Source organism: Paenibacillus sp. D9 (assembly GCF_001188365.1).
Taxonomy (GTDB): Bacteria; Bacillota; Bacilli; order Paenibacillales; family Paenibacillaceae; genus Paenibacillus_O; species Paenibacillus_O humicus.
The window spans coordinates 2,589,333-2,601,681 of the sequence record NZ_JZEJ01000001.1 but is presented as its reverse complement, the minus strand read 5'-3'; the positions used below and the strand labels follow the sequence as shown (position 1 = coordinate 2,601,681).

Below are 12,349 nucleotides of genomic sequence, written 5' to 3'. Positions count from 1 at the left end.
ACAATCCTGCAAAAGCATAAAGTAGGCATATGCCAATATCGAGATGGAGTGAGAGCCTGTGCTTGAACCGTTTTCTGCTGACGGCGTGTCCGAACATTCCCCTGTGGAACCGTTCCCTGAACGGTTCCGGCTGCTTGGGCAGCAAGGAGCCGGCTTGGCGTTGACGGCGGCTGTTCCGCTCGGCATGCCTGCCAGCTTCGACAGCCGAGGCCTCTTCGGCAGGTTTGGGAGCTTCGGTTCGAAGGAAGGCAAGGGAGCGCCGGGAGGCAAGACCAAGTCCGTGCCGAAGCCGCTGGCCAAGTTCCTTCCGAAGGAGCTGCTGCAGGTTGATGCGCTGAGTCCCATCTCGATTCAGGTCATTTTCAGCAGGCCGCTGGCGGACGAGGAGCTCGAGGCGGATACGGCGAGGGCCTCGTTCAAGCTTGGAAGCGATCTGGAGCTGTCCGGTACGCCCCGCCTGAAGGCGGGGACGAAGGCCAGCTACATCGTCCCGACTGCTCTGCAGCAGCCGGGCAAGCGTTACACGCTCTCCTATCGGGGCGGCGACAAGCTTGGCTTCAAAGCCGGCGTAGACCGCCTCTTCTTCCGTTATGTGCGGCAGATCTCGTACGACACCATTGAAGTGGTGCCGCTTCTCGCCGACGGCGTCGCCGATTGCGGGATGGTGTGCGCGGATGAAGCCGGGACGGACTGCTCGGGCCCGCTGCTGAAGCTGAATCCGGACAACGTGAGCGGCGGCAGGCACTATCAGATCGTGCCGCCTTTGGAGGGAAAGACGGTACGGGTGTGCCCTGCAGGAGGCTTGCCTCTCCTTGCCGGATATGTGGAGAGGACACAGCTCGAAGGCGGCGTGCAGGCCCCGCAGTTTCGCCTGCCCGAAGGGTATGCGTTCACTCCGGGACAGCTCTATGCAGCGGATATGGATTGGGGCCGGATCGGCCGGGACGAGTTCACGGGGAGCGCCTGGCAAGCGCTCAAGATCAAAGGAGTCCGCTTGATCGAGCCGGATCTGATCCGGGTCGAGCTTGCCGCCGACCCTGGTTGCGATCTATTCGCCGGACGCATGCTGCAGCTCGCCTGCCATGGCGAGGCGTCCAAGCGGGCTTCGTACGTTCCGGGCAGCAGAGACGGCGCGGCGGGCGAATTCCGGCTGCTTCCGGGCTGGAGCCTCCAGCCGGGCAAAACGTACCGCGCCGCCCCGATCGGGCCGTGGGCTGCCTGTCCGCCGGAAGGCATGCCGCTCCAGTCGCTCGCTCCAAGTATAACAGGGACGGCACCGAGGGCGAAGTCCGGCGCTCGATGAGGATGGCCATGCCGAGGCGGTTATATGGGTTATTTTCTTTGGGATTTCCAATCCCCTCCCGGATAGAGGAGTTCGACAAAAGCAGGTCTTTCGTCGGACTCCGGTTGAAGGTTCGACAGGCGCGCGCATAGTTCCAAGGCTTCCTTTCGACAAGAGAGCAGGACCTCGGATTGACACGATGTAACCGATTTCATAAGGCACTGAGGCAAAAGACCTGCCAAACATCGCACCGTAATCCCCGCTGCCGAAGGGGGAATGGTCTGCATTCCGGGAGTTTGGTCCCTTGCCTCCTTAATGGCCGCGACTCTATAGTGAAAGGGATAATATGCCGCGTTTGCTCTTCTTCGCGAGACTGCCCTGACCGCTTGAGCCGCCTTAGTGACATGGTTGTCCCGTTTGATGGACGCTGCTGCCGCCTTGTTTGACCGATGGAGCATCGCCTGGATCGAGGGTTGCTCTGTCGACGCGTTTGATGGGATAGCAGGGGTACTGAAGAGACAAGCCGCTTCAAAATGGAAACGCTTACGAAATAGGCGGGATTGTTTTGGACGCGAAGGGGGAAGCCGGCCGGCAAAGTAATTCGGATTCATTCCGCAAAATGTAATCGATAACATTTAAGGCATTATTCATTCACAGGGAGGTTCAAGCCATTCATGCCAACGATGAAAAGAACCCAGGCCGATAAGTCCAGAAGCGGCCGATTCAGCCGCCGATCTCCGTCCGTACGCCGCCCGGCGGTACGGTGGCTGGCTGGAGCGACGGCCGGCTCGCTGCTGCTCGGCCTGCTGCCGCTGCATGCCGCCGCCGCGCCGGCAGATCCGGCGTCGCTGCCGGCTTATTACAATCCGTCGAAACCGACGGCAGAACGCGTCGCGGACCTGCTCGGCCGGATGACGCTGGACGAGAAGGTCGGCCAGATGGTCCAGGCGGAACGGGCATCCGTCACGCCGGAGGATGTTCTGGCCTACGGGCTCGGCTCGGTGTTCAGCGGCGGCGGCTCGTTCCCGAACGGCAAGCTGGCCGACAGCACTCTTGAGCAGTGGACCAAGCTGTACAACGGCTATCAGGACGGCGCTCTGTCGACGCGTCTCGGCATTCCGCTCCTGTACGGCGTGGACGGCGTGCACGGCCATAACAACGTCAAGGACGCCACGCTGTTTCCTCATAATATCGGCCTGGCTGCGACGCATGACGCCGAGCTGGCCGAAAAGGCGGGCGCTGCGGCAGCGGCGGAAATCCGCGCCACCGGCATCAACTGGACGTTCGCGCCGACGCTCGCCGACGTCCAGAACATCTCCTGGGGCCGGACCTACGAAGGCTTCGGCGACGATCCGGCTGTTGCGGCGGAGCTTGGAGCGGCTTACATCAAGGGGCTGCAGGGCGGGAAGCCCGGAGATTTGCAGCGGCCGGACAAGGTCGTGGCCACGGCGAAGCATTTTATCGGGGAGGGTTACACCGACAACGGCATCAACCAGGGCAATGTGACGCGGTACTCGGAGGAGCAGATCTGGGCGCTTGAGAAGCAGGTGTACGAGGCGGCCGTCCGAGCGGGCGTCGGCACGGTAATGGCTTCGTACCACAGCATTCAGGGCCTCAAGATGCATGCCAACCAGCGGCTCCTGCAGGACAAGCTCAAGGGAGAGCTCGGGTTCAAGGGCTTCGTCGTCTCCGACTACAACGCGATCGACCAGATTACGAAGGACTGGCAGGGCAACGCCGTCAGCGGCTTGAAGGCCCAGGTCAAGACGGCCGTCAACGCGGGCGTCGACATGATCATGGAGCCGGACAAGTGGAAGGAGGTCGTGACCGACCTCAAGCAGCTGGCCGAGGAAGGCGGAATCTCACAGGCGCGGATCGACGACGCCGTGTCGCGGATCCTGACGGTGAAGTTCGATTCCGGCGTCTTCGAGCATCCGAAGTCCGACCCGGATCAACAGGCCGCATTCGGCTCGGCTCAGAGCCGGGCGGTCGCTCGCGAAGCGGTCGCGCAGTCGCTTGTGCTGCTCAAGAACGATGTCGTTCCGGGCGAGGACGGCTCCGAGTCGCCGATTATGTCCCAGCTGTCCGGAATGAAGGATATTTTCGTTGCCGGCAAGGCGGCGGGCGATATCGGCAGGCAGGCAGGCGGCTGGTCGATCACATGGCAGGGCAGCGCCGGGGCGATCACCAAAGGCACGACGATTCTGCAAGGCTTGCAGAAGGCGGCGGAGTCCGGCGGCAAGAAGGTGACCTACAACGAGCATGGCCGCGGCGCGAAAGGCCATGACGCGGCCATCGTCGTTGTCGGCGAGATGCCGTATGCCGAATCGGACGGGGATACGTCCAACCTTAACCTGAATACAGAGGATCTGGCCACGCTGGCCAACGTTCGGGCTGCCGATCCGGAGCTGCCGATCGTTCTCGTGCTCGTCTCGGGCCGCCCGATGACGATCGGCGACCAGCTGAAGGACATCCAGGGGCTGGTAGCCGCCTGGCTCCCCGGCACGGAGGGCGATGGAGTCGCGGACGTGCTGCTCGGGAGCAAGGACTTTACGGGCAAGCTGCCGTTGAAATGGCCGTTCAGCCTGAGCGCCTACGATCATGCCGGCGATTCCGGGCAGTTCCTGTTCAAGACGGGGTACGGCTTGACCAAGTCGCAGCCGACTCCGGATGATCTGCCGCAGCCTCCGGCTCAGCCGGACACGAGCATTCCGGTTCCGGGCGTCGTGCAGGCGGAGGATTACAGCGCGATGAGCGCGCCGGGAGCGGTGCAGACGGAAACTACCCAGGATGAAGGCGGAGGCAAGAACGTCGGTTATATCGATGCCGGCGACTGGCTCCAATACGAAGTCAATGCGCAAAGCGGCCTGTACGACGTCGAGGTGCGCTACGCCTCTTGGGGAGATTCATCGGGCGTCAAGATTCTGGACGGAACCGCCAAGGAGCTCGGCTCCGTGAAGCTGCCGAAAATCAACAGCTACCAGGACTGGGGGACGGCCGTCCTGCATGGCGTTCCGATAGCCGCCGAAGGCAGGCAGAGCCTGCGCATCCTGTTCACGGGGGGGAGCATGAACCTCAACTGGCTGAAGTTCTCCCGCACGGGAGACGCTCCGGCTGACGGAGGCCAGCCCGGCACCGGGGAGCCGGGGGACGGCACGGTGCCGGAGGTGATTCAGGCGGACGCGGTGCAGAGCTGGACGACGAGCGAGCGCGATCCCGGCAATATCCAGTGGTATTATGCGGACCGTTCCAAGCCGGAGGACAAAAAGCTGGAGCAGCAGCAGCCTCTCGATATCGTCCGGCCGAACGAAGCCGCTGGAACGGTCCTTTCCCTCGATCCGGATGTGACTTATCAATCCATGGTCGGCATCGGCTCGTCGATGGAGGAATCGACGGTCGGCAATCTCGCCAAGATGTCGGCGGACAAGCGCAAGGAGCTGCTGGGCAAGCTGTTCGATCCGGCGGAAGGGGCGGGCATGAGCCTTGTGCGCGTGACGATCGGCACGGCCGATTTCACCGGGCAGCCGTTCTACACCTATGATGACATGCCGGCAGGACAGACCGATCCGGGCCTGGAGCATTTCTCGATTCAGAAGGACCGCGACCTGCACATCATTTCCACGCTGAAGGAAATCCAGGCGATCAACCCGGACGTGAAGTTCTTCGCTTCTCCGTGGAGCGCGCCAGGCTGGATGAAAACGACGGGCAGCATGATCCGCGGAGAAATCAAGGAGGAGTATCTGCCGGTCTATGCGGACTATCTCGTGAAGTTCGTGCAGGCTTACCAAGCGGAAGGCATTCCGATGGAAATGCTGACCGTGCAGAACGAGCCTCTGCTGGAAATCGATTATCCGAGCACGAAAATGTCTTGGCAGCAGCAGGCAAGGCTGATGGTGCTGCTGCGCCAGAAGCTGGATGCGGCGGGCTTCGGACACGTCGGACTGCTCACGTACGACCACAATCCGGGCGACACGATGGCTTATCCCGCCCAGCTTCTGCGCGACAAGGCCGCATACGCGGCAGTGGACGGAACGGCTTTCCACGATTACGGCGGAGAGCTGAGCGAGATGACCAAGCTGCATGACCTGTTCCCGGACAAAAACGTCTACTTGACCGAACGCGCGGTCTGGGGCACGAAGGGAGCCGACCGCATCGCCCAGTACTTCCGCAATTGGGCGCGCAGCTACAATTCCTGGGTTGTCATGCTCGACAGCGACATCAAGTCGCATCAGTGGGTCGGCACGCCGGATCCGACTCCGGTCATCCAGGATTCCTCGGACCGCGACAACTACTGGATCGCTCCGGAGACGTACCTGATGGGCCAATTCTCGAAGTTCGTCCTCCCTGGCTACAAAAGGATCGAGAGCGATTACGGCTCCTCCGGCACCGTGACGAATGTCGCCTTTGTCAGTCCGGACGGACGCAAGGTCGTAACTGTCGCAATCAACCAGACCGACAAGGACCAGCCGATCAAGCTCATGAGCGACGGCACGCAGATCTCCGCGGTCGTTCCGGCCAAGGCGGTCACCACGTTCTCGTGGATTCGTCCCGAGCTGGGCCGGACCGCGCCGGGCAGCTTCCGCGCGGCGGACTTTGACCGCGCTAGAGGCGTCTATCAGACCGATACGGTTACGGGCGAAGTATATGGCCTCAATGAAGGCGAGTCGTCCGAGCCGGCTTCCTTCACGTACGACCTGACGGTCAAGAAGGCCGGCAGCTACTTCCTCGATCTCGGTTATGCCGGACAGCCTTCCGGCGCTTCTGCGGCCATCTCGATCGACGGCTCGGATGCCGGGACCTTGACGGTGACGCGCGATACTTACGCAGGGCCGAATCCGTACGGCTATGCGCGGGTCAAGCTGGCGCTGCCCGCCGGCGAGCACGCTCTGGGCGTGACGGCGGAAGGGACCGGCTACAGCTTGCGCGACATTCGCTTGACGACGGCCGGCAATAGCGCCGCCGCCCTGCCGAAGCGGATTCAAGCCGAGCAGGCGGACGAGTCCTCCGGCGTTCTCATCGAAGACGGAGCGGCCGGTACGGTTCCGGGCAGCTGGCTGGATTACCGGGTCAGCGTGCCGGAGGACGGCGCTTATCTGCTGACCTACCGTTACCGGACCCGTGGCGGAGACTCGGCCGCCGACGCTTCCTGGAAGCTGGACGGAGGAGGAGCTGTCCAACAGGATTCCCTCGCCGCGTCCGACGAATGGACGACGCTGACCTCGGCCATTCCGCTGTCCAAGGGGGAGCATACGCTCCGCCTGTCCGTTGGCGGAACGAACGTATCGCTGGACTGGATCGAGATCGGTCCGCGCATCGTCCGCAAGGACAACCCGCCGCTTATTCCGGTTCCGGGCACCGCAAGCGCGCTTGATTACGCCGCTATGAGCGGCCCTTCCGAGGGCGCGGGGGGAGCGGCGGACGGCCATAAGCTGACCGGCATCAAGGCTGGCGACTGGATCGACTACAAGCTGGATGTCCCGGAAGCGGGCAGCTACACCTTCACGCTTGAAATGAGCTCTCAAGCCGGCGGCATGGGCGCGTTCGATCTCAAGCTCGGAGACGCTGTCTTGGCGTCGTACGACGTCCCGCAGATTTACGGGAACTGGGTGAAGAGCCGCAAGACGGCCGCGCTGCCGCAAGGCGAAATCACGCTGCGCCTGGCCGCGAACGTGGAGGGCTTCGAGATCGGGGCGCTGGCCATCGAGCCGCTCCACCTCTTCGCCGCGGACGCTGGCGGCATCCTGAACATCGAGGCGGAGAGCTACTTCGATTCCGGACGCAATGCCATCGAGACGAATAAAGCGGCCGGAACGGCCAACGTGGGCTACACGAATGCGGGCAATCTGCTGCGTTATCGGGTGGACGTCCCGCAGGACGGCAACTACAAGGCGACCTACCGCTACGCGACGAAGCAAGGAGGAGTATCCGCTGCCCTGTTCGCGGACGGCGAGCTGAAAGGCACCGCGGCGCTGCCGTCCACAGGCGATTGGGGCGCGTACAAGACCGTCTCCCATATCGTCTCCCTCAAGGCGGGCGTGCAGGAGATCGGCGTGCTGGACCAGGGAGACGGCTTCAACATCGACTGGATCCGGCTGGAGCCGACGTCCGAAGAGAACCGGCCGGCGCTCAGCCGGGCAGCGGTTCCGTCCGCTTCCCTGAAAGCGGGCAAGTATGACTCGCCGCAGGAGCTGCTGCTGGCGAGCGCGACCGATGGCGCGACGGTGTACTATACGCTGGACGGTTCGCTGCCTGCTCCGGACAACGGTATCGCAGCAAACGGTCCAATCGCGGTATCCGGAACCGCCGTCATCCGCGCAGCCGCTTTCAAGGATGGCTTGCCGGGCAGCTTCACGGCCGCATTCACGTATGTAACCGGCAAATCGCAGCCAAGCGCGACGCCATCGGCGACACCGAGCGCGACACCTTCGACGACGCCGAGCGCGACACCTTCGGCGACGCCGACGCCTTGGCCGCCATACTGGCCGACTCCGTCGCCAACGCCATCTCCATCGGCGGCCCCTTCCGGAGCGGACATCACGACCGCCGTTCCTGTGCTTGATCCCGCATCGGGAATAGCCGCTGCCTCCATCGGCGCCGATGAGCTGAAGCGTGCGGCAGGTATGGGAGCGGCGGGCATCTCGATTCAAGTTCCCGCCCTGTCGGGAGCAAGAGGGTACCGGATCTCCATACCGGCGGCCGCTCTGACAGACGGCAAAGCCGCGCTTGAGATTCGAACGGCTGCCGGGATCGTGACGCTTCCGGCGGAAATGCTGAAAGGGTACGGAGATCCCGCATCCGGAACCGTGGAGCTCGAAATAGCCCGGATCCAAGGCGCGGCAAGCCCATCCGGCGTACGAATCACCCTCTCGGCTGCCGGCAAATCTCTCCTCTGGCGCGGCAAGCTGCAAGCGGTAGGGGTCAAGCTGCCGTACTCGGCAGGCGTGGAACAGTCCGCACATCCGCAGCGCATAACGGTGCGGATGTCGGACGAAAAAGGTATCGCCGCAGCGGTGCCGACCGCCCGCTACAGAGCGGGCTCGGGCACTGTCGAGTTCCAGACTTCGCTGCTTGGGGATTTCCAGATTGAATATGTGGTCAAGGAATTCAAGGATACGGTTCATCTGACATGGGCAGCCGAAGCTATCGACGCTCTGGCCGCCAAGGGCATCATCCGAGGAACAGGAGCTGAAGTCTTCACGCCAGCCGCGAATGTGCGCCGGGCCGACTTCGTCCTCATGCTCGTGAAGGCGCTCGGTCTTCGCGGTGAAGCAGGAGCTTCCTTCGCGGATGTTCCGGCGGGCTCCTATTACGAGGAGGAGGCGGCAATCGCCAAATCGCTTGGGATCGCGGCAGGCAGGGAGGATGGAAGCTTCGATCCTATGGCACCGATAAGCAGGCAGGAAATGATGGCAATGGCAGCCAGAGCCCTGAATTTGGCAGGCCGGCCGCTGCCGGAGGCGTCCGTCTCCGATCTTGACGGCTACAACGATCGGTCCGCTGTAGCGGCGTATGCGGCTGAAGCCGCAGCGGCGCTCGTCAAGGCGGGACTGCTGAGAGGGGATGGCAGCAGCCTGAACCCGGCAGGCCTGACGACACGCGCAGAGGCAGCCGTGCTGATCTATCGTCTGTACGCTTGGATGGACTGACCCGTCCAAGGAGAAAAAGCTTCCCGGCCATTGCGGCCGGGAAGCTTTTTTTATCCCTTCCAAAGCGGAAGCGCCAGGAGGAGAGTCGGGCTGTCCGGCACGCCGATGCAGACAGCAGGCAGGTCCGTATTCATGTGGACCGATCTTCCCCGGAAGCAACGAAGTCAAGCACCTGCGCGAAGGAGACGGGACGATAGTCCCAATGCTCGACCGAGACGTTGAAATAACTGCGCCCGGCGTATTTTTGACCATGGATATGTCCGTGCACGTTCAAATAAGGCATGCTGCGGTTCATGTACATGGGCTCGTGGCTGAGGAAGTAGAAGCCTCGGTATACGATCGGCTGCTCGTGCACTTCGTCGAAGCCGGCCTCAAGCCACCATTCGCGGCTCCGGTCGCGGTCGTGGTTGCCGAGGATCAGATGCTTGTACCCGTTCAAGGCGCCGACGATTTCCCGGGTTCTGCCCAAGCCGCCAAAGGAGAAGTCTCCCAGATGGTAGACGGTATCTCCCTCGGAGACGGCCTCGTTCCAGCGTTGGATCATGGCGGCATCCATTTCCCCGGCATCGGCGAACGGCCGGGATTCATAATCGATGATTTCCCGGTGTCCGAAATGATGGTCCGATGTGACAAATATTTCCGGCATGGCTGTTCCTCCCTTATCGGCTGCATGCGCTATGAAGCGATTGTTTCCATCTTCGCCTAGATGTATAAGTCCGGCAAGGTACGTCCATGATGCGCAGCATGCTGTCGTCCTCCGCAATAAAGGCGGAAAAGCCGCAGGAAACGATCCTGACGGCTTTATTTAGACGGCTTCCGTTTTCCGGCACGCTTGCTTCGGTTGGGCTTATTTCGGGCAGGCGGCGTTTTCTTGGGGCTGCGCGCCGCTCGCTTTTTTCGCCTGGAGGAATCGTGGCGACGATTGGACGGCGGAGACTGCTGAGCAGCCGGAGAAGCGGCTTCCTCGGGAATGGATGCCGAAGCCGAACCGGCCTCGCCCGCCCGCATTCCGTCCAGGAGCAGATCCATCGGACCCGTGTATAAAAACGGCTCGCCGCTTTTTTCCTCCTGCGGCCGAAACCGCTGGGAGTCCACGTAAGCAGGCTCTTCAAGAGGCTGCGCGGCCATGATCGAAATCTCTTCATCCGAAATCCGTTCTTTGACGACGACCAGATGGAGCATCATTTGGTAGGCGACATTCATCTGGCTCTGACGAAGCAGGGAGAGCTCATGAGGCTCGTAAAGCCCGTCGTAGGGTGGGAAGTAGAAAAATTCCAGCTTCAGCAGCCTCAGATCCAGCTCTTCGCTTTCCCCTTCGGCATTTTGCTGCTCGGCATCCTCTTCCTCGATCGGCAAGACGACGGCTTCTTCCATCAAGGACCAATTCCGGCTGCCGGAAAGCTTGTATTCGTCCGGATCGACGTAACAGACCGGATGGCGCGTCCAGTAGCGGGGAGCGTGCTCATTCAGCAGCTGACGATACCGGCGGTTCGCGATGTGCGCCGAGACATGGGCATACGGAACGACGATGCACACGACGGCGCGGTGACGGCATACTCGGTAGATTTCGCGCAGCACAAAATCCGCATCCGCGGCATATTGAAGGCTGTTGGAAGCCATGACGAAGTCGACGGTTCCAGCCTCGAACGGAAGCGGGGAATCGAAATCATGAACGAGATCGACGCCATCATAGGGCAGCTTGTCGATCCCGTGGCATCCTGGATGCTTGATCGTCCCGCAGCCCAGGTCTATTTTCACATTACCTCATCCTTCGCGTAAAGCGGTTCATACAGTCTATTCACGAAGGAAGCTTGCCGTCTATGCGGTAGTCCATGGCCTTCAGCTTGGGCTTTATTTGCTTTTCAGTCCGTCTTCGCTCACCGCTGAAAGGGAAAGGAAAAGATGGTATTCCGCTTGTTCGCTGCGAGTCCGCCTGGAGTGGGTCTGCGCGAATTCAATGGCCAGTTTCAGGAACTCCTCGGCTTCTTCCTTGGTCAGGTAAACGTCCGAGTTGGAAAGGGTGCCGGTTCTTTTCCGTCCGGCTTCAGAACTTGCCAGATATTTCTCCTTGGCTGCGTCGAACATATTCGAGGCGAGCTTCTGGGACTCGGATCGGAAAATTTCCTTGATGGACTCGTCATCCGCCTCGTCCCGGCTTATATTGACGGTTCCGTCGTAGGCTTTATAGAATTTCGCTGTAATTCCGTTGATTTGCTTCGTCTCGACCAGCTCCAGCAGGCCGATGCTTTCAAGCTTGCGCGCATGATAATACACTTTGGCCGGAACCTCGCCCATTCGGTCCGCAATTTCCTTGATCGTTGCCGGATGGTCGGATTTATGAAAGAAATTCATGATTTTCATCCGGTATGGATCGGAAAAAATTCGGATTTCCTCGATCGTCTTGAGTACCTTCGTTTCGATAAGGGCCACTCCTGTCTGCTGCTTCGTACATGCTCGCCTTATTATACTATAATTTCATGAAATTCTTTTGGGTTAAAAGCAGCAGGCCGGGAATGATCATGATCAGGCCGGCAAGGAGATAGAGGGTTTGAACGGGCAGATGCTGGCCGGCAAAACCCGTTGCCACGGAACCGAGCGGAATGAGCGAGGAGCCGATCATCCCGGAAAGAGCGCCGATCCGGCCAAGCATGTTTTTTGGAGTCACCTCCATCATATAGGTGGACACGGGCGTTCCGATCATGGGGACCGCGAATCCGCCCAGGATGGAAAAGGCGGTGACAACGGCAAGCGGCTGCCATTGGATCAAAGATGGGAGGATAAATAGCGCCTGGCTGACGCCAAGCAGCAAGCAGCCGAAGACGATGAGAGAGCTTTTGCGATAACGAGCGCCGTAGGCGCTGATCAGCAAGCCGCTGGCGATCATGCCGCACATGAATCCGATTCCCATGATGCTTTGGCCCGACGGACCGGAATGCAGAACTTCTTTGACATATACCGTCTCCAAGACGTTATGGGGGGTGAGGCATACATTGAGCACGGCGGCGGTGAGCATCGTCAGCATGATCAGGCGGTGGGACCTCACGAATGCCATGCCTTCCTTGAACTGGCTCCAATAGGCTGCTTCGGAGGATGCGGCCGTTGAGGAAGGAGCCGCAGGGGGGTGGTCTTCAGTCGGAGAGATTCTCATGAATGCCAGTACCGCGGCAGCCGTGAAAAAGGTGCAGGCATCGATCAGGATGGCTCCTGACAAGCCGAAGGCGGCAATCAGGGCGCCTGCCGCCGCTACGCCGGCAAGCTCGGCTGTTCGCGAGGACGAAGCGCTTAGAGAGTTGCCGCTTAGCAGCAGCTCTTTGGGCAGCAGCCGGGGAACCACAGACATTTCAGCCGGGCCTGAAAAGCACTCGAAGGAGGAGTTCATGAAGGTGAAGATGAACAAGTGCCAAGGCTGCAGCCAGCCTTT

At 61.1% G+C, this 12,349-nt stretch carries 6 protein-coding genes (1 of these 6 running past the window's edge); 2 read left to right on the top strand and 4 right to left on the bottom strand.

Features of this window, described 5'->3' with window-relative positions:
• Positions 1 to 58: 58 nt before the first annotated feature.
• Positions 59 to 1,303: a hypothetical protein gene (locus tag VE23_RS11915; RefSeq protein WP_157053947.1), complete on the top strand. Its 1,245-nt coding sequence runs from the start codon at positions 59 to 61 to the stop codon at positions 1,301 to 1,303.
• A gap of 653 nt (positions 1,304 to 1,956) precedes the next feature.
• Positions 1,957 to 8,928, top strand: coding sequence for a glycoside hydrolase family 3 N-terminal domain-containing protein (locus VE23_RS11910; RefSeq protein WP_049868043.1), 6,972 nt, complete (start codon positions 1,957 to 1,959; stop codon positions 8,926 to 8,928).
• Positions 8,929 to 9,058: 130 nt separating this feature from the next.
• Here the strand turns inward: VE23_RS11910 and VE23_RS11905 are convergent, their stop codons facing one another.
• The 4 genes from VE23_RS11905 to VE23_RS11890 form a co-directional block, all read right to left on the bottom strand.
• Positions 9,059 to 9,574 (bottom strand): phosphoesterase, encoded by a 516-nt coding sequence (locus VE23_RS11905; protein WP_048746742.1) that lies wholly within the window; start codon positions 9,572 to 9,574, stop codon positions 9,059 to 9,061.
• A gap of 155 nt (positions 9,575 to 9,729) precedes the next feature.
• Complete coding sequence (locus VE23_RS11900; RefSeq protein WP_049868042.1) at positions 9,730 to 10,686, bottom strand: class I SAM-dependent methyltransferase; 957 nt, start codon at positions 10,684 to 10,686, stop codon at positions 9,730 to 9,732.
• Between the two features lie 93 nt (positions 10,687 to 10,779).
• Positions 10,780 to 11,358 (bottom strand): winged helix-turn-helix domain-containing protein, encoded by a 579-nt coding sequence (locus VE23_RS11895; protein WP_049868041.1) that lies wholly within the window; start codon positions 11,356 to 11,358, stop codon positions 10,780 to 10,782.
• Between the two features lie 37 nt (positions 11,359 to 11,395).
• Positions 11,396 to 12,349 carry the 3' portion of an MFS transporter gene (locus VE23_RS11890; protein WP_049868040.1) on the bottom strand. It continues 327 nt past the right edge of the window, so only the last 954 of its 1,281 coding nucleotides appear in the window; its start codon lies off the right edge, out of view; the stop codon is at positions 11,396 to 11,398.